This window comes from Comamonas composti DSM 21721 (assembly GCF_000429845.1).
In the GTDB taxonomy this organism is placed as follows: domain Bacteria; phylum Pseudomonadota; class Gammaproteobacteria; order Burkholderiales; family Burkholderiaceae_C; genus Comamonas; species Comamonas composti.
In genome coordinates, this window is sequence record NZ_KE386972.1 from 26,100 (window position 1) to 51,148 (window position 25,049).

23 protein-coding genes are annotated in these 25,049 nt (G+C 65.4%); 11 read left to right on the forward strand and 12 right to left on the reverse strand.

Going from position 1 to position 25,049, the window contains the following annotated elements; translation table 11 throughout:
- Positions 1–89: 89 nt before the first annotated feature.
- The 5 genes from G486_RS0118800 (at position 90) to G486_RS0118820 (ending at position 5,206) form a co-directional block, all read left to right on the forward strand.
- Entirely contained in the window at positions 90–1,067 is a 978-nt protein-coding gene (locus G486_RS0118800; protein WP_027016921.1) for an ABC transporter ATP-binding protein, read from the forward strand.
- Positions 1,064–2,428 carry a hypothetical protein gene (locus tag G486_RS0118805; protein ID WP_027016922.1) on the forward strand — a complete coding sequence of 455 codons (1,365 nt, stop codon included), beginning with the start codon at positions 1,064–1,066 and terminating at the stop codon, positions 2,426–2,428. Before G486_RS0118800 ends, G486_RS0118805 begins: the two co-directional genes overlap by 4 nt.
- A gap of 112 nt (positions 2,429–2,540) precedes the next feature.
- Positions 2,541–3,035 (forward strand): 5-(carboxyamino)imidazole ribonucleotide mutase, encoded by a 495-nt coding sequence (purE, locus tag G486_RS0118810; protein WP_027016923.1) that lies wholly within the window; start codon positions 2,541–2,543, stop codon positions 3,033–3,035.
- On the forward strand, positions 3,032–4,198 hold the full coding sequence (locus G486_RS0118815; RefSeq protein WP_027016924.1) for a 5-(carboxyamino)imidazole ribonucleotide synthase: 1,167 nt from the start codon (positions 3,032–3,034) through the stop codon (positions 4,196–4,198). The genes purE and G486_RS0118815 overlap by 4 nt, the downstream gene beginning before the upstream one ends.
- 9 nt (positions 4,199–4,207) lie before the next feature.
- Positions 4,208–5,206 (forward strand): L-threonylcarbamoyladenylate synthase, encoded by a 999-nt coding sequence (locus G486_RS0118820; protein ID WP_027016925.1) that lies wholly within the window; start codon positions 4,208–4,210, stop codon positions 5,204–5,206.
- A gap of 67 nt (positions 5,207–5,273) precedes the next feature.
- On the opposite strand, the gene G486_RS0118825 is transcribed toward G486_RS0118820, so the two are convergent.
- The 3 genes from G486_RS0118825 to dacB all read right to left on the reverse strand — a co-directional run bounded on the left by G486_RS0118825 (position 5,274) and on the right by dacB (position 8,897).
- Entirely contained in the window at positions 5,274–5,945 is a 672-nt protein-coding gene (locus G486_RS0118825; RefSeq protein ID WP_027016926.1) for an OmpW/AlkL family protein, read from the reverse strand.
- 13 nt (positions 5,946–5,958) lie between these two features.
- Entirely contained in the window at positions 5,959–7,164 is a 1,206-nt protein-coding gene (locus G486_RS0118830) for an SGNH/GDSL hydrolase family protein (RefSeq protein ID WP_027016927.1), read from the reverse strand.
- A 296-nt stretch (positions 7,165–7,460) separates the two neighbouring features.
- A complete protein-coding gene (gene dacB / locus G486_RS0118835) occupies positions 7,461–8,897 on the reverse strand; it encodes a D-alanyl-D-alanine carboxypeptidase/D-alanyl-D-alanine endopeptidase (RefSeq protein ID WP_034388526.1) in 1,437 nt (478 codons plus the stop codon).
- A 172-nt stretch (positions 8,898–9,069) separates the two neighbouring features.
- Between dacB and tsaB the strand changes: the two genes are divergently transcribed.
- From tsaB to corA, 4 genes are all read left to right on the forward strand, one after another.
- Positions 9,070–9,756: a tRNA (adenosine(37)-N6)-threonylcarbamoyltransferase complex dimerization subunit type 1 TsaB gene (tsaB, locus tag G486_RS0118840; RefSeq protein WP_027016929.1), complete on the forward strand. Its 687-nt coding sequence runs from the start codon at positions 9,070–9,072 to the stop codon at positions 9,754–9,756.
- A 41-nt stretch (positions 9,757–9,797) separates the two neighbouring features.
- Positions 9,798–10,310, forward strand: coding sequence for a ribosomal protein S18-alanine N-acetyltransferase (gene rimI / locus G486_RS0118845; protein ID WP_027016930.1), 513 nt, complete (start codon positions 9,798–9,800; stop codon positions 10,308–10,310).
- 143 nt (positions 10,311–10,453) lie between these two features.
- On the forward strand, positions 10,454–11,209 hold the full coding sequence (locus G486_RS0118850) for a uracil-DNA glycosylase family protein (protein ID WP_342667347.1): 756 nt from the start codon (positions 10,454–10,456) through the stop codon (positions 11,207–11,209).
- A 173-nt stretch (positions 11,210–11,382) separates the two neighbouring features.
- Complete coding sequence (corA, locus tag G486_RS0118855) at positions 11,383–12,366, forward strand: magnesium/cobalt transporter CorA (RefSeq protein ID WP_027016932.1); 984 nt, start codon at positions 11,383–11,385, stop codon at positions 12,364–12,366.
- A gap of 89 nt (positions 12,367–12,455) precedes the next feature.
- On the opposite strand, the gene G486_RS0118860 is transcribed toward corA, so the two are convergent.
- The 5 genes from G486_RS0118860 to G486_RS0118880 all read right to left on the reverse strand — a co-directional run bounded on the left by G486_RS0118860 (position 12,456) and on the right by G486_RS0118880 (position 18,494).
- A complete protein-coding gene (locus G486_RS0118860; protein WP_027016933.1) occupies positions 12,456–13,232 on the reverse strand; it encodes a 5'-methylthioadenosine/adenosylhomocysteine nucleosidase in 777 nt (258 codons plus the stop codon).
- 190 nt (positions 13,233–13,422) lie between these two features.
- Positions 13,423–15,096, reverse strand: a complete 1,674-nt coding sequence (locus G486_RS0118865) for a long-chain-fatty-acid--CoA ligase (protein WP_027016934.1) — start codon at positions 15,094–15,096, stop codon at positions 13,423–13,425.
- A 191-nt stretch (positions 15,097–15,287) separates the two neighbouring features.
- The gene (fba, locus tag G486_RS0118870) at positions 15,288–16,352 is read right to left on the reverse strand and encodes a class II fructose-bisphosphate aldolase (RefSeq protein WP_027016935.1); all 1,065 of its coding nucleotides are present in this window, start codon (positions 16,350–16,352) and stop codon (positions 15,288–15,290) included.
- A gap of 82 nt (positions 16,353–16,434) precedes the next feature.
- The gene (locus G486_RS0118875; protein WP_051303693.1) at positions 16,435–17,748 is read right to left on the reverse strand and encodes a two-component sensor histidine kinase; all 1,314 of its coding nucleotides are present in this window, start codon (positions 17,746–17,748) and stop codon (positions 16,435–16,437) included.
- 47 nt (positions 17,749–17,795) lie between these two features.
- Positions 17,796–18,494, reverse strand: coding sequence for a response regulator transcription factor (locus G486_RS0118880; protein WP_027016937.1), 699 nt, complete (start codon positions 18,492–18,494; stop codon positions 17,796–17,798).
- 136 nt (positions 18,495–18,630) lie between these two features.
- Here G486_RS0118880 and G486_RS22835 point away from each other — a divergent pair, with 136 nt between their 5' ends.
- Both G486_RS22835 and G486_RS0118890 read left to right on the forward strand, forming a co-directional pair.
- Complete coding sequence (locus G486_RS22835) at positions 18,631–19,407, forward strand: phosphatase PAP2 family protein (protein WP_084455445.1); 777 nt, start codon at positions 18,631–18,633, stop codon at positions 19,405–19,407.
- 28 nt (positions 19,408–19,435) lie between these two features.
- Positions 19,436–20,008, forward strand: a complete 573-nt coding sequence (locus G486_RS0118890) for a phosphatase PAP2 family protein (RefSeq protein WP_027016938.1) — start codon at positions 19,436–19,438, stop codon at positions 20,006–20,008.
- An 86-nt stretch (positions 20,009–20,094) separates the two neighbouring features.
- Here G486_RS0118890 and pyk read toward each other — a convergent pair whose 3' ends face one another.
- The 4 genes from pyk to G486_RS0118910 form a co-directional block, all read right to left on the reverse strand.
- Complete coding sequence (gene pyk / locus G486_RS0118895; protein WP_027016939.1) at positions 20,095–21,540, reverse strand: pyruvate kinase; 1,446 nt, start codon at positions 21,538–21,540, stop codon at positions 20,095–20,097.
- 207 nt (positions 21,541–21,747) lie between these two features.
- Positions 21,748–22,524, reverse strand: coding sequence for a hypothetical protein (locus G486_RS0118900; protein ID WP_051303677.1), 777 nt, complete (start codon positions 22,522–22,524; stop codon positions 21,748–21,750).
- 384 nt (positions 22,525–22,908) lie between these two features.
- Entirely contained in the window at positions 22,909–23,517 is a 609-nt protein-coding gene (gene prfH, locus G486_RS0118905; RefSeq protein ID WP_027016941.1) for a peptide chain release factor H, read from the reverse strand.
- The gene (locus G486_RS0118910) at positions 23,508–24,665 is read right to left on the reverse strand and encodes an RNA ligase RtcB family protein (RefSeq protein WP_027016942.1); all 1,158 of its coding nucleotides are present in this window, start codon (positions 24,663–24,665) and stop codon (positions 23,508–23,510) included. Before G486_RS0118910 ends, prfH begins: the two co-directional genes overlap by 10 nt.
- Positions 24,666–25,049 lie beyond the last annotated feature (384 nt).

Here is a 25,049-nt window from a genome sequence, read left to right on the forward strand (position 1 = left end):
AAGGTTTGGCCCAAGCTCACTCCACTATAGTTCCCAGGGTTTGCCCCAGACCTCAGCCCTGGGGCCTCTTGCGCAAGGAGGCGCTCATCTTGATCAAAGTCTCACAACTGGTGTTTGAGTACCCTGGCCATCGCGCGCTGGACGGGGTCAGCCTGGAGATTCCCGCACGCAGCGTGACGGCCCTGGTTGGCCCCAACGGCGCGGGCAAGTCGACGCTGATGCGCTGCATTGCGGGGCTGGAGCAGCCCTTGTCGGGCCGGATCGAGGTGCATGGCCTCTCGGTGCAGGAGCAGCCGCGCGAGGTGCACCGGCATCTGGGCTATTTGTCCGACTTCTACGGCCTCTATGACCGGCTGAACGTGCTGCGCTGCCTCGAATATGCAGCCCTGTCCATGGGACTCGCGTCCGGGCAGGCGCAGGCCCGCGCCCAGGAGGTCGCAGGTCAGCTTGATCTGCTGGACCTGCTGGGGCGCAGCCCGACCGAGCTCTCGCGCGGCCAGCGCCAGCGCCTGGCCATAGGCCAGGCCATCGTCCACCAGCCACGCGTGCTGCTGCTCGACGAGCCCGCCAGCGGCCTGGACCCCGAAGCGCGCAGCAGCCTGTCGCAGCTGTTTCGCCAGTTGCAGGCCCAGGGCATGACGCTGATGGTGTCCAGCCACATCCTCAGCGAGCTGGACGAGTACTGCACGCACATTCTGAGCATCCGCAACGGCCGCATCGAAAGTCACGAGGCCTTGCAGGCCGATGGCATGGCGCAAGAGCAGGCCGCAGCCACCGAATCGCTGGCGCTGTATGCGCTGGAGGTTGCGCCGCCGCAGTCCGCAGGTTTCGAAGCCCACTTGCGCCAGGCCTTGCAGGACTGCACCGTGCAGGATTTTGATGCCACGGGCAGCCGCCCCATCCAGCTGTGGCTGCCCGCAAGCGCCGCAGCCCGCGCCGCCTGGCTGGCCCGGCTGGTGCAGGCCGGCATTCCCGTCGCCGCGCTGTCGCCGCTGCGCGAGCGGCTGCAGGACCGCTATGCCCGCACCCGCCAGAGCCGAGAACACCCCCACCAGGAGCAGCCATGACGCACAACCCCGAATTCCAGCGCCAGCTCTGGCTCAACTGGCGCCCATCACTGGCTCTGTGGAGCCTGGGCCTGTCCTTGCTCGTACTGGCTCTGCCCCTGGTTCTTTCCTCGCCCAAAAACCAGGCCTACGGGCTGTCCGCAACGGCGCTGACCGGCCTGTGGGCCGCAGCCGTGCTCTACGGAAGCGTATTGGCCGGGCAAAGCCTGGCCGAGGAGGCGCGCCAGAACACCTGGGACTGGCAACGGCTCTCAGCCCTGAGCCCCTGGCAGATGGCCTGGGGCAAGCTGCTGGGCGCGACCCTGCCCGCCTGGCTGTATACGCTGTGGTTCGGCCTGGCCGTGCTCGTGGCCTCTGCGGTCTGGAGCGGCCCCATGCGCCTGGACATTCGCCTGGGCCTGCATGCCGTGCTTCTGGCCGTGCTCTGGGGGCTGGCCCTGCAGACCTGGGCCATGAATGCCGTGCTGCTGAGCTGGGGCCAGCAGGAGCAGCCCGTGCACCGCAACCGCGCCGTGCTGCTGCCTCTGCTGCTGGTGTTGTTTGTGCTGCCCGGGCCGTTCTGGTCCTTGGTGTCGGGTGCGGTCTTTGACAACGGCAGCACCGACCTGCTGTGGTGGGGCATACGCGTCGGCAGCCTGGGCCTGACCTATCTCTTTGGCCTGCTGACGCTGGCACTGGGCCTGCTGACCCTGTGGCGCCTGCTGTGCGCGCGGCTGGACATACGCACCCTGCCCTGGGCCTGGCCCCTGGGCCTGCTGGTGGCCGGCTTTGCCGTAGGCGGCCTCAACACCCCCACGCTGGAATCAGCCTGGAGGGCCTGCCTCTGGCTGGCTTTGGCCGGCACGGGATTTACCGCACTGCATGCCATGCACTCCAGTCTGCGCAGCTGGCGCCAGGTGCAATGGTCGGCCAGCCAGGGGCGCTGGCGCCAGGCCCTGGAGGCATTGCCGCTGTGGACGGTGAGCTGGCTGCTGAGCCTGGTCGCAGCCCTGGCCTGCGCGCTGCTCAACACCCGGGAGCTGGGCGTGCTGCTCAGCCTGCAACTGCTGCGCGACTGCCTGATCCTCACAGGCTTTGCCTTTCTCGCGGGCCGGCTCAAGTCGCCGATGGCGGCCTTCTGCGTGAGCTGGGTCGTGATCAATATCGCCCTGCCTCTGCTGGCTTTCGGTATTGCGGGGCCTATGGGCGCGGCGGCCCTGCAGCCGCTGGGTGCGGCCATGATCGCAACCCTGGATGACGACACCATCAGCCTTGGCATCGCCTGGGCCTCGCTGGGCCTGCAGCTGGTACTGGCCCTGGGCTGGGTGCTCTACCTGTTCCGCTCGCGGGTGCTGGGCTTTGCACGGGCACAGCGCTCCTAAGACTGCAGCCTAGGGTCTATGGGCCGGCCTGCGGGGAGTAGCCGGCCCGAAATCGTAAAATCCCGGGTTCCTTCAGGACCAGGCTGGGCGGCAACCGCCCTCACAAGACCACATGAACCCCATCCAAGTCGGTGTCGTCATGGGTTCCAGCAGCGACTGGGACACCATGCAGCACGCAGTTGCCATCCTCCAGCAGTTCGGTATCGCCTTTGAGGCCCAGGTCGTTTCGGCCCACCGCATGCCGGACGACATGTTCCGTTTTGCCGAGGCAGCCGCAGGCCGTGGCCTGAAGGCCATCATCGCCGGTGCCGGCGGTGCCGCCCACCTGCCGGGCATGATTGCCGCCAAGACCACCGTGCCCGTGCTGGGCGTGCCCGTGGCCAGCCGCCATCTGCAGGGGGTTGATTCGCTGCACTCCATTGTGCAAATGCCCAAGGGCGTGCCCGTGGCCACTTTTGCCATCGGCAATGCCGGCGCCGCCAATGCAGCCCTGTTTGCCGTGGCCATGCTGGCCAATGAGGATGCAGCGCTGCGCAAGAAACTGGACGATTTCCGCACCGAGCAGACCGAAGCCGCCCGCAATATGACGCTGCCGGTGAACGAATGAATACCACCGACGTGATCCTGCCTGGCGCAACCCTCGGCGTTTTGGGTGGCGGCCAGCTGGGCCGCATGTTTGTGCATGCCGCCCAGTCCATGGGGTATTTCACCGCCGTACTGGACCCCGACGCCACCAGCCCAGCCGGTCTGGTCAGCCACCGCCATGTGCGCACCGGCTATGAAGACCCGCAAGGCCTGGCCGAGCTGGCCCAGACCTGCGCCGCGGTGACCACCGAATTCGAGAACGTGCCCGCCGCCGCGCTGAACCAGCTGGCCAGCAGCATGCCCGTGTCGCCCGCAGGTTCTGCCGTGGCCATTGCCCAGGACCGCGCCGCCGAAAAGGCCCACTTTGTGAAGTGCGGCGTGCCCTGCGCACCCTATGCCGTCATCGAAACGCCGGCCCAGCTGGCGGCCGTGAGCGACGGCTTGCTGCCCGGCATTTTGAAGACGGCCCGCATGGGCTATGACGGCAAGGGCCAGATCCGCGTCAAGACCCGCGCCGAGCTGGTGGCCGCCTGGGACGAGCTGCAGCACGTGGCCTGCGTGCTGGAGAAGATGCTGCCCCTGGCCCATGAATGCTCGGTCATCGTGGCCCGTGGCCGCAGCGGCGCCATCGTCAACCTGCCCGTGCAGCGCAATCTGCACCGCGACGGCATTCTGGCCGTGACCGAGGTGTATGAAGGAAATCTGCCTGCAGCGCAGGTGGAGCAAGCGATTACTGCTGCAAAGTCCGTAGCAGAAGGCCTGAACTATGTGGGCGTTCTGTGTGTGGAGTTCTTTGTGCTCGAAGGCGGCCAGCTGGTGGTCAACGAGATCGCCCCGCGCCCGCACAACAGCGGCCACTACAGCCAGAACGCCATGGATGTCTCGCAGTTCGAGCTGCAGGTGCGCTGCATGACCAATCTGCCCCTGGTGCAGCCGCGCCAGCACAGCGCCACCGTGATGCTGAACCTGCTGGGTGATCTGTGGTTCCAGCACAGCGACACCGCCCAGGCCCCGGCCTGGGACCAGATTCTGGCCCTGCCCGGCGCCCATCTGCACCTGTATGGCAAGACGGACGCCAAACGCGCCCGCAAGATGGGCCACCTCAACATCACCGCCGCCACGGCGCAGCAGGCCCGCGCCACCGCCTTGCGTGCCGCTGAAATCCTCGGCATCCCCGCGTTCTAAGGAAGTCATGTGATTCTGGATGGAAAGCTGGACGCCTCGGTCCAGGCCGCTGCCGCAGCCCTGCAAGCAGGCCAGTTGCTGGGCCTGCCCACCGAAACCGTGTACGGCCTGGCCGCCGACAGCGACAACGATGCCGCCGTGGCGCAGATTTTTGCGGCCAAGGGCCGGCCGGCCTCACATCCCCTGATCGTGCATGTGGCCGATAGCGCGGCCATCACCCGCTATGCCAAGGAAGTGCCGCTGTTTGCCCAGCAGCTGATCGACGCCTTCTGGCCCGGCCCGCTGACCCTCATCCTGCCGCGCCTGCCCCATGCGGCCAAGGCCTCCACCGGCGGCCAGGACAGCGTGGGCCTGCGCTGCCCCTCCCACCCCGTGGCCCATGCCGTGCTCCAGGCCTGCCAGGGCTTGAACCCGCCGGTGTGGGGCGTGTCCGCGCCCAGCGCCAACAAGTTCGGCCGCGTCAGCCCCACCACGGCCGCCCATGTGGCCAGCGAGTTTGGCGACGCTCTGCTGGTGCTCGACGGCAGCGCCTGCGAAGTGGGCATTGAATCCACAATAGTCGACTGCACGCGCGGCGTGCCCGTGCTGCTGCGCCCCGGCGCCATCACCCGCGACGACATAGAACGCGCCTGCGGCCTGCGCCCGCTCTCCAAAGAAGAGCTGCCAGCGCATACCCCGCGCGCCTCCGGCACGCTTTTGGCGCATTACGCACCGAACGCCAAGGTGCGGCTGATGGAATACAAGCAACTACAGGCGGGCCTGGATATTCTGGGTGCCGATGCCCGGAACCTGGCCGTCTACCACCGCAGCCCTTTGAGCACAGCCTCGCGCAACATCACGCTGCGCCTCATGCCTGGCGAGCCTCAGGCCGCAGCACGCGAGCTGTTCGGCATGCTGCGCGAATTCGACCAACTGGGCGTCCAGCTCATCTGGATAGAGAGCCCCCCCGACACACCCGAGTGGGAAGGCGTGCGCGACCGCCTGACGCGCGCCGCAGCTGCGGCCTGAAGACAGGACACCTGCTGCATGAAAAAGAGGGCGCCGCCGGCGCCCTCTTTTGTCGAAGTATCAAGCCCTAGAACCGGTAGCCCACCGAGATCGCATACACATTGGGATTGAGCTTGATGTTGATGCTCTGGCCCGTGGACAAATGCGTGGTGGTCTTGAGATAGCTCTTGTAGAAAGCAGCATCCACGAACCAGCGCTCATTGATACTGTAGATCAGGCCGATCTTGGGCGTAATGCCCCACTTGTTGTCGATCGAGGCCGTCGTGGGATTGGCAAGCGTGCCACCTGTCAACCCGTTCATGGCCGCCGTGGTGCGCTCCTTCGAGAACCACGCATAGGTAATGCCCAGGCCCAGATAGGGTCTGAAGCGCGCATTCGCCTCGCCAAAGCGATATTCGGCGAACAAGGTCATGGGCAAGACCTTGGTCTGGCCCAGCTTGCCCACGCCAGCGATCGCACCGTCACCCACGAAGTCGTGCTTGAACGGCAGCGCCAGCGGAAGATCCAGCGCCCAGTTGTCAGTCACCATGTAGGAAATGCCGCCAGAGACCTGATTGGCAGCCTCGACGTCTACCCGCGTGTCCCGAAAGGAGGGCGCGGACAGCCTGCCGCTGCTGGTCTGGGGGTCGATGCGGGTTGCGCCCACGCGCCCACTCCATGAGCCCGCCGATTGCGCACTGACCAGCGTGCATGCGGCCAAAGCCGCCACACCCAGGCTTGTTTGCCAAAGAGCTTTCATACGCTTCCTCCGGTTACAGCCAGCCCGCACGGGCCAGGGCACGCGACGCCAGTTGGCTCATCTGCGTATGGCCATATGGCGTGGGATGCAAGTCGTCCGAGAACGAATAGCCATCCCACCAGTTGGCCGTGGCATCCTTGCCCAGCAAGGCTGCCGTGGTGCACAGCGGCAGGCTGTAGACAGGCAGATGGGTGGTCGGATCGGTCCCCGAGGCCGGGCAGGCAGGATCGGTCACATTCGTATATCCGTACTGCACGGGATCGCTGACCTGGTTCTTGAGCTCGGTATAGAAGTCGATGATGGCCACGCGCGCGTCACCGGCAAAGCTGCTGGCAAGCTGGCTGTTGTAAGCCTGCACCCAGGTATCGATGAGCACGGCCAATTGCGCGGCCATGGCCTCGCCCTGGGCTGCGGCGCTTGCCGCATCCGCACCGGCGGCCGTCGCCGCAGCCGCCACCTGCAGCTTGACGCCGGCCTGTACAGCCTTGATGCGCGGGGTCAGGGTCAACGCAGGGATATTGAGCACGGCCACATGGGTTGCGCCCTTGGCCAAGGCGTTTTCCGTGATCGAGGCCGCAAACTGCTTGGCCAGGGCCTGCATATAGGCAGCGCCAACCAGAGCGCCGAACTTCAGCGTATCGGTGCCGGCCTGGGTCTGCAGCGCGGCCAGCGTGGCGCTGTCCAGCAAGGTCGCGGCCAGCCCCGGCAGTGCCAGCGGATTCGTGGTGTCCAAAGAGGCGGTGATCAGATCCGACATGTCGTTGGAGCCGCCGTCGACCACCAGCAAATCTGTTGCAGAAAAGCCCGCTGCAGCTGCATCCTGCAACTGTTTGCGAATCGACATGGGCGTTTGCAGCAGGGCCGCATTCGCGCTGTTGATCACCGCGCCACCCACGGCGTAGTTGGTGCAACTGGCATTGATCGCCGGATTGGCAATGGAGGGCAGATCTGCGGCCGAATAATGGGCGCACAGCGTTTGCCCATACAGGCCGGCCACGCGCTCGGTCCAGACCTGGAAAGAAGCGGCCCCTGTGGATGCACTTGCCTGCACCGTGAACTTGAAGCCGAAAGTGCCACTGTCGGAGAGGCTGTCGCCAACCACCTTGACCGAGGTTATGGAGGCACGCGGCGTAGTGTCGCTGCCGTCTCCACCGCCGCAGGCGGCCAGCAGGCCCGCTGTAGCAAGCGCTGCAGCCAGGATACGAAGTGAATTTGCCAAAATATGGAGCTCCTCACCTTGAGTTAGAAAATCGCACGATCGTGCTTTTATGGTGACCCCGATGTTAGCGCTGCATCTTTTGCTCACTAACGAGGGCAAACACCGATATACAAAAGTATGAGGGCGAAAACATATCCGGAAACTGCGGAAACAAGGGGGATTCCCCCCGTACAGCGAGAAACAGACTGCGATCCAAGCGTGTAGACATATGCGGGATCGGGTGATGCGGCCGACTACCCGACAGCGGCGGCACTTCCCGACCAGCAGTCCTGTGCCGCCACGATCCGTGCGGCACGCTACTGGGCCGCCACCCAGTCGACCAGCGCATCCCATGCAGGGCGCGCAGCGGGCGCATTCGCATGGTTGGCCAAAGCCACCAGCACATAGCGATGGCCGCTGGCCCCATGGACATAGCCGGCCAGGGCCGAGGCATCGCGCAGCGTACCGGTCTTGAGATGGGCCAGTCCGGCAAAGCGGCTCTGGCTCTTGCGCAGCGTCCCATCCACGCCGACCACGGGCATGGACGCCAAAAACTCGGGCATGACAGGCGACGCCCAGGCCTGCTGCAGCATCAGCCCCAGGCTTGCTGCCGTGATGCGCGCCTCGCGGTTCAGGCCCGAGCCATTGCCAATCGCCGGTGGTTCTGCGCCGCCCAGGCGGGACTGCCACCATTGACCCAGAACCTGACGCGAAGCCTCGAAACTGGCAGGGCTGCCGCGCCCCATGCCCAGGGTCAGAAACACCTGCTGGGTCATGACGTTGTTGCTGTATTTGTTGATATCACGCACCACTTCGGCCAAGGCTGGCGACTCGGCCTCGAACAGCGGAGCCAGCCCCCTGGGCACGGCACCTTCACGCACCACACCCGTGAGCTTGCCTCCCAGGTCGCGCCACATGCCTTCCACGGCACGGGCCGCATAGGCTTCAGGCTGAGCCGGCGCCAAAGACCAGGCCCGGCTCCCGCAGGCCGCAGAGTATTGCCCGGCAAAGCCTATGCGCTGCGGCTGGCTCATATCCAGCTGCAGCCTGGTGCGCCAGTCACCGCATTCCGTGCCTGCTGGGGCCAGCGGCACCGTGGCCTGCAGTTGCTGGCCTGCCAGAGGAGGGTCATAGCTGAGCCTGACCATGCCGGCTGCAGCATCCGGAACAAGGTTTACGGTGATGGACTTGTAATTGATGAGCAAAGCATCAGGCCCCGCGTTATAAGGCCGCCAGGGCTCATTGTCGAAGCTGGCCGCATCATGCTCGGGCAAGGCGAACGCACTGCGATCCAGCACGATGTCGCCATGGATGCTGTGCACTCCCAGGGACTGCAGATGGCGCAGCATGAGCCATAGCCGCTCCATGACCAGCTTGGGATCGCCCTGACCCTGGATATACAGGGGGCCGTTGAGCACGCCCTGCTGTACAGGCCCACCCAGATAAACAGGAGTGCGCCAGACATAGGCCGGCCCCAGCAAGTCCATGGCAGCATAGGTGGTGACCAGCTTCATGACCGAGGCAGGGTTCATGGGCAGCTGGGTCTGCCATGCCAGGCGTGGCCGGGTGTTCGCGCCCGCATCGACCTGGACGACAAACACGGACACCGCCTCGCGCGGCAGCTTGACGCGTGCCAGCGCAGCCTCGACCTTGGGCGGCAGACGGCTGTCCGCCTGCGCTGCAGCCGGGGCAGAGATGCCAAACGACAGCAGGGTCAGACAGGCCGCCGCCAGAGCTGCGCGACAAGAAGGCATGCGACCAGGCAAAAGGCGCGCGCCGGCGCCGCGCCCCTGGCGCGATGAAGAGAGCAAACGATTGAGCATGAGCACCGAGTCTACGACGGTCATTGCGGGCAAGATGCGCGGACTCCGGCCCTGGCGCGGATAATCCAGGGCTTGCCCCGGCCGCCGGGAGCCTTTTCAAGCCATGAATCTTCTTGCCCTAGACACCAGTACCGATACCTTTTCCATCGCCGTGCAGAAAGGCCAGGCCAACTGGCAATCGAGCGGGCCTGGGGGTGCGCAAAGCTCGGCCCAGCTGATTCCTGCCATCAAGGCGCTCATGGCCCAGGCGGGCCTGGGATTTTCAGAGCTGCAGGCAATTGCCTTCGGCCGGGGCCCAGGCTCCTTCACGGGCCTGCGCACGGCCTGCGCCGTGGCCCAGGGCCTGGCCTTTGCGGCCCGCATTCCCGTTCTCCCCGTGGACAGCCTGCTGGCCGTGGCCGAGCAGGCGCGCGCCCAGCATGGCTGCGAGGCCCTGGTTGCCGTGCTCGATGCACGCATGAACGAGGTCTACCATGCGGCTTTTCACTGGCGACAAGGCAAATGGAGCAGCATGGCCGATTTCGGTCTTTGCGCGCCCGAGGCCCTGGACCTGCCGACCGGCACCGTGGTTGCGGGCAACGCCCAGGCCGCCTACGGCAGCAGGCTCGCGCCCCAGGCTCGTCACCTGCAGGCTCTGCCCACGGCCGAGGCCATGCTGCGGCTGGCGCCGGCCCTGCTTGCACAAGGCCTGGCCGTCCCCGCCGACCAGGCTCTGCCGCACTACATCCGCGATAAAGTCGCACAGACCACGGCCGAAAGAGCGGCTGCGCGCCAGGCGGCAGCGGCCTGAGCCGGCGTTTTCTCCCGCTCCTTCGCACCGCACTTTGCCGCATGACCTTCTCGCCCAGCACATCCTCCACACCGGCCGACCGCCAGGGATCGGTCCCTGAGCGCGTGCGCTTCGAGCCACTCAATGCCCTGTGGCTGGATCATTTGCTGCCCGTGGAACACCAGGCCTACAGCCACCCCTGGTCGCGCGGCAACTTCATCGATGCCATGGCAGCCGGCAACGAGACCCAGCTGCTGGTCAGCGACCAGGGAGAGCTGGTTGGCTACTTTGTCGCCATGGTCGTGCTCGACGAAGTCCACTTGCTCAACATCACCGTTGCCCCCGCATACCAGCGCCAGGGATGGGCCAGGATCCTGCTCGACGCCCTGGCCCTGTGGGCCCGCCAGCGTCAGGCCCGCTGGATCTGGCTGGAGGTGCGCGAGAGCAATCTGCGTGCGCGCGCAATCTACAGCACCCACGGCTTTCAGGAAGTGGGCCTGCGCAAGAACTACTACCCCATGCACGACGGCCCGCGCGAGCATGCGGTGCTCATGAGTCTCGAACTATGGTCTTGAATCTGGACGCCCGACAGCAGGCCATGCTGAAAGCCATGGGCATCACGGTCTGGCAGCCCGGGCCCGTGACCCGGCTTGCAGAAACGGCAGCCGCTCACGGGCTGCCGGCCAACGCAGAAGCACTCCCGCCCCCAGAAGGCAGCATGCGAAAGCCGTCCCTGGACCAGGCCAGTGCCGGCGCGCCGCAAAGCCATGACCAGCAGCGGGCAAGGGCAGAGCATCCGCCCTTGCAGGAGCCGCCCCCGGCATCTGCCCAGCACCCGAAGGCCCATCCAGTACCCCCCCCCCCCTCTGCGATTCAGCGCCAGGCCCCGGCCAGCCAGGCAATTCAGGCCTCGGGCTGGCAACTGGGCGCGGCCCAACTGGTCTACCCTGGAGCGGCAGGCCGGCCCGCGCCCGATGCAGGCTGGCTGATCCTGGTCGATGCCTCGGCCCACCCCTTGCCGCAGTCTGCGGCCCAGCGCCCCGGCCTCGAGTGCGCTCGCTCCGTGCTCGAAGGCGATGCCGCCAGACTTCTGGACAATATGCTGCGGGCCCTCAGGCTGCACGAACACCCGCGTGTTTTCAGCGCCGCCCTGCAGCGTGCGAGCACACCGGAACAGGGCGCCACGGGCCAGGCCCTGGGCCCGGACCTGGCGCACATGCTTGAAGAGCTTCAACCCGCCTGCGTGCTCATTCTGGGTCTGGCCGTGGCGCGGGCCGTGCTGGGGCGCAGCGACGCCCTGGGCCGTTTGCGCGCCGAGCCTCACCGCCTGGGCCAGGTTCCAACCGTGGTCAGCTACGACCCGCATTACCTGCTGCGAGCCCCCCAGGCCAAGGCCGGAGCCTGGGCCGATCTGTGCCGGGCGCACAATTTGGTGACAAAGAGCTACATGCCCCCTGGTACGCCTGCAGATTGACATCCACACACCATATGCTGCAGTGCAACGCTGCATAATTGCGGGCTTTGAACAAGGAGAGAGCTCCGTGGAAACCTACCCCAGTTGGTAGCTTTCAACTCCCAGCCAGTCTGCGGGGTTGAAAGCAGCCCTGAATCACCGCAAGCCTGAGAAGAAATCCTGGGAGTGAGCCTATGCTCAACATCTTTACGCTGGCCAATGGCCGCTTGGTGCAAGAAGAAATAGAGTCGCTGGAAGAGCTGTCCCACTTTCAGCCCATATGGGTCGATCTCGAGTCTCCGACCCTGGAAGAAAAGCGCTGGATCAAACAGCACTACGAGCTGTCGATTCCCGAAGACGCCATGGACGACGACATCGAGGAGTCGGCGCGCTTTTACGAAGAAGATAATGGCGAGCTGCACATCCGCAGCGACTTTCTGATCGATGACGAAAATCCGCGCTCGGTGCGCGTGGCCTTCATCCTCAACGAACACAACAAAAACCTGCGCAGCTGCGGCGTGCTGTTCTCGATCCATGATGAGGACGTGCCCGTGTTCCGGCTGCTGCGCATGCGCGCACGCCGCGCGCCCGGCCTCATCGACGAAGCCAAGGACGTACTGCTCAACCTGTTCGACGCCGATGCCGAATACTCGGCCGACACGCTGGAAGGCATTTACGACGACCTCGAAAAAGCCAGCAAGCTCGTGCTCTCGGGCGATGTGACCGACGAAGTCGCACGCCAGGTGCTGGGCGCCATTGCGCGCCAGGAGGACTTGAACGGCCGCATACGTCGCAACGTCATGGACACGCGCCGCGCGGTGAGCTTCATGATGCGCTCCAAGATGCTCAATGCCGAGCAGTTCGAGGAGGCGCGCCAGATCCTGCGCGACATCGAGTCGCTGGACAGCCACACCGCCTTCCTGTTCGACAAGATCAACTTCCTGATGGATGCCACCGTGGGCTTCATCAACATCAACCAGAACAAGATCATCAAGATCTTCTCCGTGGCCAGCGTGGCCCTGCTGCCGCCCACGCTGATCGCCAGCGTGTACGGCATGAACTTCGCGCACATGCCCGAGCTCCACTGGGAATACGGCTATGTGTATGTCGTCATCCTGATGATTGCCAGCGCCCTGGGTCCGATGCTGTACTTCCGCAAGCGCGGATGGCTGAAGTAGCCCCGCCCTCCTGAGCTCCAGAGGGAGCCCTGGCAGGCAGGCTGCCCGGGCTCACCTGGCCTCGCCAGGCCGCGAGATCCGGCAATGGCTCAACGGGCCTCGACGCTGGGGAGCCGCTCTAGGCGCTGCAGAAAATCGAGCACCACGCGCTGTGCATAACGACTGGCCACGCTGCGCACGAACTCGGCAAAGTCCACATGGGCGCTGTCATCGGCCCGGTCGGAAATGGTGCGCATGGCCGCAAAGGGAATGCCGTAATCCAGGCAGGTCTGGGCCACGGCTGCACCCTCCATCTCCACCGCCAGCACGGCATGGCCTGCAGCCTGCAGCTCTTGCGTCAGCGCTTGCGAGGCTCTGGCCTGGCTCACGAACTGGTCGCCGCTCGCAATCAGGCCCAGATGGGCACGCGGCGGCGTGCTTGCATGGCGGGCGCGCAAGTCCTCGGTGCTGCCGTCCACGCAGGCCTGGGCAGCAGCCAGCAAGAGCGGCGTCATATCCGCATCGCAGGCCAGACTCGTGCGCCCATAACCCGGCATTTCCCAGCGCGGAAAAATGGGCGAGGCATCGAGGTCATGCTGCAGATATGCATCGGCAATCACGATGTCGCCAACCTGCACGCCCTGACCCAGGCCTCCGGCCACGCCCGTGAAGACGATGCGCCTGACGCCGAAGCGCTCGATCAAGGCCGTGGCCGTGGTCGCCGCAGCGACCTTGCCTATGCCGGACAGCGCACAGACCACGTCGTGCCCATGCAGCTGCCCCTGCCAGAACACGCGTCCCGCATGGGCCACGCTCCGAACATCGGCCATGGTCTGAACCAGACCTTTCTGCTCCTCGGCCAAGGCGCTCAAAATCGCAATCTTCATAAATTTCTCAAACTAAAACTGTCGCTTCCCATATTGAAAGAGCGCCTCCAGGGCGCTCTTTCAATATGGGGATCCCAGGGTACGGCGCCAAAAGCTGGCGTGCCCCCAGCCAGGGGCACCGAGGAGGGCCACTCCGCCCCCCTGAGCAGCCCCGGGAAGGTGCCGGAGGCGGGCCAGGGAGTGCTTTATTTCACCCCCGCAGCTCCCGGCGGAGAATCTTGCCCACGGGAGTCTTGGGCAGTTCGGTGCGGAACTCGATGATGCGTGGCCGCTTGTAGCCCGTGAGATTCGCATGGCAGTAGTCGCGCACGGCCTGTTCGGTCAGGCTTTCATCCTTGCGCACGATGACCAGCTTCACGGCTTCACCGGTCTTGTCGTCAGGCACGCCAACCACCGCACATTCCAGCACTCCGGGCAGATTGGCGACCACGTCCTCGACCTCGTTCGGATAGACGTTGAAGCCGCTGACCAGCACCATGTCCTTCTTGCGATCGACGATCTTGATATAGCCGTGCTCGTCCATGGTGCCTATGTCGCCCGTGCGAAAGTAGCCGTCTTCGGTGAAGACCTGGGCGGTCTCGTCCGGGCGCTGCCAGTAGCCGCTCATGACCTGGGGGCCCTTGACCGAGACCTCGCCGCGCTGGCCAAGCTCGGTCACGGTACGGCCTTCGTCATCCACAAGCTTCACATAGGTGCTGGGCAGGGGCACGCCAATAGTTCCCGTGAACTCGGTCGAGGTCACGGGGTTGCAGCTGACCGTGGGACTGGTTTCCGAGAGCCCGTAGCCTTCGCAGATGGGACAGCCGGTCTTTTTGAGCCACAGCTGGGCCACCGCGCTTTGCACGGCCATGCCGCCGCCCACGGAGACCTTGAGGTGAGACCAATCCACGGTATTGAAGTCGGGGTGGTTGGCCAGGCCGTTGAACAGGGTATTGACCGCCGGGAAGCTGTGAAAGCGCTGCTTGGACAAATCCTTGAGCGTGGCCTTGAGATCGCGCGGGTTCGGAATCAGAATGGTTTTCCCGCCCGTGCGCATGCCCAGCATCATGTTCACGGTGAACGCGAAGATGTGATAGAGCGGCAGCGCGCAAATGCTGGTGGGCTGCTCGCCTGCGGGCACCTTCTTCATCACCGGCTCGTTCCAGGCCTCGGCCTGCAGGACATTGGCCAGGATGTTGCGGTGCAGTAGCACGGCGCCCTTGCTCACGCCCGTGGTCCCGCCCGTGTACTGGAGCAGGGCCATGTCGTCGGGCTGGAGCTGGGGCGCCGCAAAGCGCAGACCTGCGCCCTTGCGCAAGGCGTCGTTGTAGCGCACCGCACCAGGCAGTGAGAACGGCGGCACCAGCTTCTTGACCTTGCGCACCACGTAATTGACGATCAGACCCTTGAGCAGGCCCAGCTGATCGCCCATGGAGCACAGCACCACATGCTTGACCTGGGTTTGCGCAATGCACTGCTGCAGCGTGTGCGCGAAGTTTTCGATGATGACAATAGCCTTGGCGCCCGAATCCTTGAGCTGGTGCTCCAGCTCGCGCGAGGTGTACAGCGGATTCACGTTCACCACGACAAAGCCTGCCCGCAGCACGGCCGCCACGGCTACCGGGTACTGCACGACGTTGGGCATCATCAGCGCCACACGGTCGCCGCGCTCCAGGCCCAGGCCTTGCAGATAGGCGCCCAACAAGCGGCTTTGCTCATCCACCCTGGAATAGCTGAATTCCTGCCCCATGAAGGAATAGGCAGGACTGTTGGCATAGCGGCCGAAGGCTTCCTCCATCAGCGCTACCAGCGATGGGTATTGCGAAGGATCGATATCGGCGGGCACGCCCTCTGGATAAGCGCTCAACCATGGACGTTCACTCATACAAGGTCTCTCCGGATGTCATTGACGAATTCCGCGATTCTGATAAAAAGCACGATCGTTCGATACTAGGCTAAACCCAGGTTTACCCTAGGTTCATGTCGCGAAGGTGGCTGCTGCAAAAAAAAACCCGCAGGCAAGGCCGGCGGGTTGACCCACCAGGGACCCAAACAGCCCCTGGTTGCCAAGTCTTCTTAGTTCACGAGCTGCTTGAGTGCCCCTGAAGCATACCTTGCGGCCATTTGCTCCAGCGTATAGCCCTTGATCTTGCCGCCCTGGCCTTCGCAGCCGAACTCCAGATAGCGGGCCTTGCACACTTGCTTGGCCGCTTCGCGCGCGGGCTTGAGCCATTCGCGGGCGTCGAACTTGTCGGGGTTCTCGGCCATGAACTTGCGCACCGCGCCGGTCATGGCCAGGCGGATGTCGGTGTCGATGTTGATCTTGCGCACGCCGAACTTGATGGCTTCCTGGATTTCCTTGACGGGCACGCCATAGGTTTCCTTCATCTTGCCGCCGTACTGGTTGATGATGGCCAGCAGCTCCTGGGGCACGGAAGACGAGCCATGCATCACCAGGTGGGTGTTGGGGATGCGGGCGTGGATTTCCTTGACGCGGGAAATGGCCAGGATGTCCCCTGTGGGGGGACGGCTGAACTTGTAGGCGCCATGGCTGGTGCCGATGGCGATTGCCAGCGCGTCCAGCTGCGTGGCCTGCACGAACTGGGCAGCTTCCTCGGGGTCGGTCAGCATCTGGCTGTGGTCCAGCTTGCCTTCGGCGCCGATGCCGTCTTCCTCGCCGGCTTCACCGGTTTCCAGGTTGCCCAGGCAGCCCAGCTCGCCTTCCACGGTGGCACCGATCTTGTGGGCCATGGCCACGACCTGCTGGGTCACGTCGACGTTGTAGTCGAAGGACGAAGGGGTCTTGCCGTCGCTCATCAGCGAGCCGTCCATCATCACCGAGCCAAAGCCCAGGTTCAGCGCACCCTGGCAGATGTCGGGCGTGGTGCCGTGATCCTGGTGCATCACCAGGGGGATGTGGGGGTACATCTCGGCGGCGGCCTGGATCAAATGCTTGATGAAGGGCTCGCCTGCGTATTTGCGGGCGCCAGCGCTGGCCTGCAGGATCACGGGTGCGCCGACTTCGTCCGCCGCCGACATCACGGCCTGGACCTGCTCCAGGTTGTTGACGTTGAAGGCGGGGATGCCATAGCCGTTTTCAGCAGCATGGTCGAGCATTTCACGCATCGAGATAAGAGGCATGTCTAGAGTCCGTTCTAAGGTTTGAAAAGCGGTGTCCTGGCGCGGCAATGGTCGCGGGGGCGTGCGCAGACAGGTCTTGATTCTAACCAGCGGATACAAAAGCCCCCCCGGGGATCTCCACCCTGTAGCAGGTTGTAAAACCTGCGGGAGCGGCAGGCTGGGAAAAGCGCCCGAAGTGGGCGCGCATGACCCGCGCCACGATCTCATGGCCGAGATGCAGGCTGTCGGCCGGACTGGCCGTGCCGGGCCGCTCCTCGCGGCGCCCGTCATCGCAGACCTGTACCCAGGCACCACCCTGGGCTCCCATGCCGGCCTGCAGTTCGATGCGCGTGCCCGACGGCGTGTGCTTGATCGCGTTTTCCACGAGGTTGCGCACGGCCATCTCCAGCAGCACGGCATTGCCCTGGACCAGAAGCCGCCGGGGCGCCTGAACCGCGAGCGTGCAGTCACGCCTCCATGCGGCCTGCCCGTGGTCGGCCACGACCTGGCGCGCCAGCGCCGCAAGGTCCACCGTCTCGGGTGCTTCGGCCTGCATGCTGCGGTCCGCACGCGCCAGGGCCAGCAACTGGCTCAGCACATGGCCGGCGTGCAAGGCATCGCGCCCTATGCGCTCCAGCGCCTGATGCCGGGCCTGGGCATCGAGCTCGCCGCCCAGGGCCTTGGCCTGCAATGCGATGGAGGACAAGGGGGTGCGCAGCTCATGCGCGACTTCATTTGCCAGATTGCGTTCGCGCTCCAGTGCCTGCTGCTGTCGATCGAGCAAGGTATTGATGGAATGGACCACGGGCAGAAACTCCTGCAGCGCATGCCGGCCGGAGACGCGCTCGTCCCGGCCAAGGTCGAGCTTTTCCACCTCGTCCGAGAGTTCGTGCAAAGGTCGCATGCCGCGGCGGATGGCCAGGCCCAGCGCCAGGGCCACCACCGGCAGCAGCCACAGTCCCGGCTCTATCATCTGCCCCGCGATGTCCTTGGCCAGTTCATCGCGCTGCTGCAGCTCCAGCATCACGCAGATCTTGCGCGTACGGTCCCGGCTCCATTGCGTGAAGCTGCGCCAGGCCCGCCCGTCCGGCCCCAGGCTCAGCGTCGCAAAACCCTGGCCTATTCCGAAGTCGGGCACGGACGCCTCACCGGTACGCAAGACCAGTTGTCCGCCCTCGTCCCACAGCACCACGCTCAACGATTGCTGGTAATCATGGGCATGCAGGCCATGAGGTTCATGCAGGGGCGTGATCAGCTCCTGCCCCACCCCGCCTTGAACACGCACATTGAGAAGCAGCGAGGCCACGCTGGCGAGTTGCCCGTCCGTGAGCTCGTCCGCCTCGTGCACGCCGGTCTTGTAGCCCAGGATGACAAAGCTGCCCCAGACCAGGACCAGGGCCCCGAGCATCCAGGCCATCAGATGCCAGAGCAGCGAGGGCCTGCGGCGGCTCCGGGGCAGAGCGTTCACGCGGCGTCCTCGGGCGCGAGGAAATAGCCCACGCCGCGCATGGTGACGATGCAGCTGCTGCCCAGCTTCTTGCGCAGGTGGTGAATGTGGACCTCGACCGCATTGCTCTCCACGGCCGAGCCCCAGTCGTAGAGGTGCTCCTCGATCTGCGAACGCGAGAGCACGCGCCCGCGCGCCTGAAGCAGCACCCAGAGCACGGAAAATTCGCGCGGCGACATCTCCACCGGCTGTCCGTTCTGGCGCACGCTGCGCGCCGCCGGGTCGATTTCAAGCCCGCGGTAATGGATGACGGGCGAGGCCTGCCCCCCGGCCCGGCGCAGCAGGGCGCGCAGCCGGGCCTCGAGCTCATCCATGTCGAAAGGCTTGCTCAGATAGTCATCGGCGCCGAGATTGAGTCCGGCCACGCGCTCACTGACCTGATCGCGCGCCGTCAGGATCAGCACCGGCAGCGCCGGATCCGGAAGGCTGCGCGCGGCCAGGCTGCGCCGTTGCGCGCGCAGCCTGCGCAGGATTTCGCTGCCGTCGCCATCGGGCAGGCCCAAATCGAGCAGCACGGCGTCGAAATGCTCCAGCTCCAGCGCGTGCCAGGCATCGGCCACACAGCTGCAGCAGTCCACCGCATAGCCACGCTGCTGCAGATTGACCTGCAAGCCCTTGGCAATGCCTTCGTTGTCTTCGACCACCAGGATTCTCATGCGGCCATTGTGCGCGCTGGTACACGCTGGTGCGCGCTGCTCCCCCCGCTGCCCTGCGGCGCCGGTACACGTTAAGACCGACTTAAGTCGCGCCACCTAGGCTGCGCGGGCATGGGAAACCACCGCTGCCGCCACCATGTCCGCTAGTTCCTTGACCCTGACCGCATCCAGTCCGATGCGCACCCTGAGATGGACTCTGGCCGGCCTGCTTCTGGTTCTGGCCTGGGATGCCAGCGGCCTGGATCTGGCGCTCGCGCACTGGTCTGGCAGCGCCGACGGGTTTGCGCTGCGCTCCAACTGGTTTTTGCTCCAGATCGCGCATGAAGGAGCACGCCGCCTGGCCTGGCTGGCCGTGCTCGGTCTCACCCTCTGCGTATGGCGCCCGGTGGGCGTGCTGCGCCGGCTGCCGCATGCGAGGCGGGAGCAGCTCGTGGCCGGCATTTTTATGTCGCTGATTGTTATCTCCGCCCTCAAGTACATCAGCGATACAAGCTGTCCCTGGGATCTGGCGGAGTTCGGCGGCCTGGCCCGCCATGTCTCGCACTGGGCGCTGGGCCAGGCCGATGGCGGCAGCGGCCACTGCTTTCCTGCAGGCCATGCGACCACAGGCTTTGCCCTCCTCAGCGGCTATTTCGCGCTGCGCCGGCATGCGGCGCGCGCGGCCTGCATCTGGCTTGCCACAGCCTTGGTGCTGGGCCTGGCCATGGGTCTGGCCCAGCAGATGCGCGGTGCCCATTTCATGAGCCACACGCTCTGGACCGGCTGGCTGTGCTGGCTCACGGCCTGGGCTTGCGATCTGGCCGTCACGCATCTTGCACCGCGCAAGCCGGCTGCTACAGCGCGCATACAAGAGCACCACCGGGCCTCACGTGCACGTAACGCCTGCTCACGCTCGCGCCGCCCTGGTCGCTGAAACTTTCCTGCCGCTCTTTTCCACACCCATGCTGCCCATCGACCCTGCCTTGTATGCATGGCTCAACGCCAATGCGCAAACGCCTGCCGTCTCCATCGCCGTGGCGCGCGCCGCATCTGCCTGGCTGCCGCTGTTGTGCATCGCTCCCGTTGCCTGGGGCCTGCTGCTGGGCACGCGGGCCATGCGCCGCAGCATCGTGCTGGTGCTGACCTCCATGCTGCTGGCCTGGGTGGTTGCGCGCCTGATCCGCTGGGGCTTTCCTGCGCCCCGGCCGGCCCAGCTCGGCATGGGCCTGCAATGGATAGAGCATGGCTTGCGCGCCAGCTTTCCAAGCCTGCATGCGACCGGGGCCTTTGCCTTTGCCCAGGCCCTGAGCCTGGGCTGCACGCGCCGCAGGCCCTGGATGACAGGTGTCGCCTGGTTCATGGCCGCCTCCATCGCCTGGAGCCGCGTGCACCTGGGCGTGCACTTTCCCTCGGATGTGATGGCCGGCGCCCTGGTCGGCATGGCAAGCGCGAGCATGGTCTGGCATGCCTGGCTGTGGCTGCGCCGGCGCAGCAACCGCCAGCGCCACGGCCTGCGCATGGGCTTGCCGCTATAGGCTGAGATGCGGGTGCGGGCCATATGCGGCTGCGCCTCTGCCTTGCCACAGCGCAGTCGGACGGCCCTGGCGCCGTCTGATGCGGTCTATTGCACCTTGCAGATCTTGAGCATGTTCGTGCCACCGGGCTGGCCCATGGGCTCGCCGCAGGTGATGGCGTAGACGTCGCCGCTTTGCACGATGGAGCGCGCACGCAAGTGGCCTTCGGCCTGGAGCAGGGCCGTGTCGCGATCGGCACTGGTGTCCATGAGCAGGGGCCGCACGTTGCGGTACAGGGCCATCTTGCGCTGGGTGCTCACCTTGGGCGTGAGCGCGTAAATCGGTATGTGGATGCGGTGGCGGCTCATCCACAGCGCCGTCGATCCGCTGTCGGTCATGGCGACGATGGCCTTGGCCCCCAGATGCTCGGCCGTGAACAGCGCGCCCAGTGCGATCGACTGGTCTATGCGCTTGAAGTGACGGTCGCTGTAGTCGGCATCGCGCTGTGTCCATTCCGCAGCCTCGGCCGCTTCGGCGGCTGCGCAGATCTTGGCCATTTCCTGCACCGTCTCCAGCGGGTATTTGCCGGCTGCGGTCTCGGCGCTGAGCATGACCGCGTCCGTGCCGTCGAGCACGGCATTCGCCACATCGCTGACCTCAGCGCGCGTGGGCACGGGGTGGGTGATCATGCTCTCCATCATCTGCGTGGCCGTGATCACCACCTTGTCCATGGCGCGCGCCAGACGGATCATCTTTTTCTGCAGCGCGGGCACGGCCGCATTGCCGACCTCGACGGCCAGATCGCCGCGCGCCACCATGATGCCGTCCGAGGCACCAAGAATTTCCTCAAGCCGCGGAATCGCCTCGGCCCGCTCTATCTTGGCGATCAGCCCCGGCCGGTGGCCATATTCGGCGGCCGCCACATTGCACAGCTGGCGCGCCATTTCCATGTCGGTGGCGTTCTTGGGAAAGCTCACCGCCACATAGTCGGCCTGAAAGCTCATGGCGGTCTTGATGTCCTCCATGTCCTTGGCCGTGAGCGCCGGTGCCGTCAGGCCGCCGCCCTGCTTGTTGATGCCCTTGTTGTTGGACAGCTCGCCGCCGAGCTTGACCACGGTGTGCACGGCCTCGGCGCGCACGGCTTCGACGGTGAGCACGATCAGACCGTCGTTGAGCAGCAGCACGTCGCCGGCCCTCACATCGCGCGGCAGCTCCTTGTAATCCAGCCCCACACCGTGGATGTCGCCGGGCTCGGTGCGCGAGGCGTCGAGCACGAAGCGCGCTCCGGGCTCGAGCATGACACGGCCTTCGGCAAACTTGCCCACGCGTATCTTGGGCCCCTGGAGATCGGCCATGATGGCCACCTCGCGGCCCGCACGCTGAGCCGCTTCGCGCACCAGCCGCGCGCGCTCGACATGGTCCTCGGCCTTGCCATGGCTGAAGTTCAGGCGCACCACGTTCACGCCCTCGTTCACCATTTGCTCCAGCAATTGCGGATCGCTGGAAGCCGGCCCCAGAGTGGCGACGATCTTGGTGGCGCGACGAACTTGCATGCAGTGCCTTTCTCGAGGGTTGGTAATCGAGTTTCGGATCTTACATGGATGCGGTTACATCGATCCCCAGGCACAAACCCAGGCCCGAGTATTTCACAATCAATTCAGGAGCTGCTAGCGCTTGCCTTTGCTTGATTTCAAGCCTCATCAATACTGGAATCAGCCAGCAGCAAGCGCTACCAGCTATCGTTATGAGAGAACAGGCTCTTAGCCCAGCCCGTGTGACAACAGATAGGTGATCAGGTGCGCAAAGATGGCCGACTCCAGGCCATGACGCCAGAACAGAAAGCCTGCGAGCGCGCCATAAATGGTCTCGCACAGCAGCAGCGGCCAGCCCATGTGCATGGGCCAGTCGCCGGCCAGGGCCAGCGCCAGGGCCAGCTCTGCCGCGCCCCAGAGCAGTGCGCAAAGCAGTACTGCCGCCGCGCCCAGCCGCCAGTCCGGCGCCTGCTCCGGGCTGCCGGCCAGACGCCACAGCAGCCACATCACCAGCGTGAGCCCGCCAAGGCGGGTGACCAGTTCCATGGTGATGCCGCCGTACAGCAGCTTGACGCTCAAGGGCATGGCATACACGGGATCGATCAGCGGCAGGCTCTCGGGCCAGATCAGGGCCAGGGAGATCAGCAGCACGGCGCCCAGAATGCCGCCCGCCATGCCCGGTAGTACCTGCTGCGCCATCAAGTGCCGAACCGGCCGCCCCGAGGCCCAGGCCGTGAGCACAGGCGCCCTCAGGCCCAGACCTGGGCCGAGCCGGCAGCCCAGCGCCACACACATGGCGAGCACCACGGCCAGCCCCCCCATGCACAGCAGCGAGAAATCAACAGGAACACCGACCAGCCCCAGATCGGCCAGCCATTCGGGCAGCATGCCCCAGGCCAGGGCCGAAGCCCCCGGCAAGCCCAGCAGCCACAGCAGCACACAGCTGCGCCAGCCCCTGTCGGTCAGATCGCAACAGGCCTGGGTTGTGCTCGGCGAAGCGGTCATGTGCAACGCAGTCGATTGGCAAGTGAAACAAGGCCCATCCCTGGCAGGACCGCAGCGGATCTTCTTGCAGGACATGGGGAAAACATGGGGCCGGCAACCTGCTCCTGAACGCGCCCCGTGCAAAGCACGGAGCCACGTTGGATGCCCATGACCAAGCGGGTCAATCGGCAGCGCATCAAAACCTGTTGCCAAGGGCTCCGAGTCTATGCGCTAGCCGCTGAAAACCAGCGCCCTTTGCGGCCCTTGGCCTTCGCGTCGCAGCAGGTGAATGCCCTTGGAACCAGCATGCCGTCCTTGACCCGAGGCTTGCAGCACGGAGAAATACCTTGTCAGATTGATTGAATTTAGTTTCAACTATTACATCAAACTTTCCTATGTATTTGCTTAATTTCGCAGCACCCGACAGGGGCTTCCGCGGTCCACGGACCAGTGCTGGAGATTGAGCGCGCGCCGTGCCCGGCCCTCGCTCTCCTGGGCCAGCTCGGCCAGCTTCAGCGCGATCAGGATCCGGGCCAGGCGCTTGTTCGCATGCTGGCTGCGTTCGGACATGACCTTGACGCTGATGCCGCTGGCCACATGCACGGCGTGCACGGCCGAGTCCGTGGTGTTCACATGCTGGCCGCCCTTGCCCGAGGCGCGGCAGGCCTGATAGGCAATGGAGCCGTCCTCCACGGCCAGCAGGCGCGACGGCGGCAGCTCGCAGCGCTGCACACCCACGAACCAGTTCTTGCGCCGGTGACCTGGCCTGAAGGGGCTGGAAAAAACGCATTGCACGCTTCCCAGCCAGCCCGTCAGCCAGGCACTGGAGCCCGGACCCTCGGGCTCCAGCTTGAGCAGCAGGGATTTGAAGCCGGCGTGCGTGGCCTGCTCCTGCACCACGTCCAGCCTCACTCCCTGCCCCCGTGCATCGGCCTGCATGGCCTGCAAGACCTGCACCACGGCGCGCTCGCATTCGGCAGGCCCGCGGGCCGCCGTGATCTGAACTAGCAGCATGCGGCAAGGCCTTTCTTGTAGGTCAGCAAGGGCTTGAAGCGCGCCACCAGCTGTACCAGGCCGGCCTCGACCAGGGAAGCGACCACGGAGTCCACATCCTTGTAGGCCTGGGGCGCCTCCTCGAACAGCAAGCCCTTGTCGTGACAGATCACGGCACTGCCAAAGCGCGTCTTGCGCAGCGCATCGGCACGGAACTTGTGGGCCAGGCGGCCCATGCAGTCGCTGCGCGCCCATTTGCGGCCCGCGCCATGGGCCAGGGAGTCCAGGGCCTCATGGCGGTCCGCACAGGGCTGGACCAGGTAGCTGTAATCCCCGCGCGAGCCCGGAATCATCACCAGGCCCTGATCGGCCGGCGTGGCTCCCTTGCGGTGCAAGAAGCCGGCCTCGCCGTCCACGCGTGCAGGCAGCACATGGTTGTGGCTGACATCGAGCAGGCACTCGGCCTTGCAGCGCAAGGCCTGGAGAATGCGCTGCGCGATCCAGCGGCGGTTCAGGACCGCATAGGCAAGGGCCGCATCGTGTCTTGCCAGATAGGCCTGAGCCTCGGGCGAGTCCTGGACCAGGCCTGCATGACCGTGCGCATCCACATGCTCGCGCAAGATGGCACCGCCCAGGCCGCGCGAACCGCTGTGCACCAGCAGATGGACCTGCCTCGCATCCAGCCCCGGCTGCTCGCCGTAGACCGTGTCCACGACCTGCAGCTCGGCAAAGTGGTTGCCGCCGCCAATCGTGCCCAGGCTCTGGGCCAGCATGTCGGCCGTGGCCGGCAGTTGCGCCATGGGCAGCAGGGCCAGCTCGGCTGCGGCCTCCTGCATGAGGGCCTCGGGCAAGGGTCCGTCTATGCAGCCCAGCCGCTTTTCGAGCTTGCTGGCCGATGTCGCATGCGCGCGCATGTCCGTGCGCCACAGGCTCATGCCGCAGCCTATATCGCCGCCGACCAGGGCCGGGTAGAAGTGGCCTGTGGAGAAGAACGCGGCGCCCACGGGATAGCCCCGGCCCGGATGCAGATCCGGCAGACCTACAGCGGCACGCACATGGGGCAGCCTGGCCGTGATGCGCAGTTGCTCCAGCGCGGCATCCTCGATCCACACGCGCTGGTTGGCGATGACGCTGACGCGCGCCTCGCCGTGATGGGAAAAATGGCCCATTGAAAAACCTTGAAGCGAAATAAAGCCCCGGGCACCCGGCATTGGCGGGAGCCCGGACAAGCGCTGCGAAGCTGTTGCGCTGGTTCTTTCGTCAGGCCTTCAGGCACAGGGCCTGGGGCAAAGCCGGCGCATGACCGGCAGGGAAAAGTCAGGCCAGCGCGGCCAGCGTGTTGCAGCAAAGGAAATGGATTGGCTGTTGTGCAGTCATGGCGCTGCTCCTTTGCATGGGTGAGAGATGTTCTGCAAGCGCGGCCCCGGGTGCTTGCGCGCGCCGGGTGGCTTGGGGATGAAGGCGCCAAGTCTAGCCAGAGCCGATGCAGCTGACCAGGTTTTGCAGCGCCGGCAGGCTGCAACTGTTGCGCCCGCGCCGCACGGCGGCCTGGC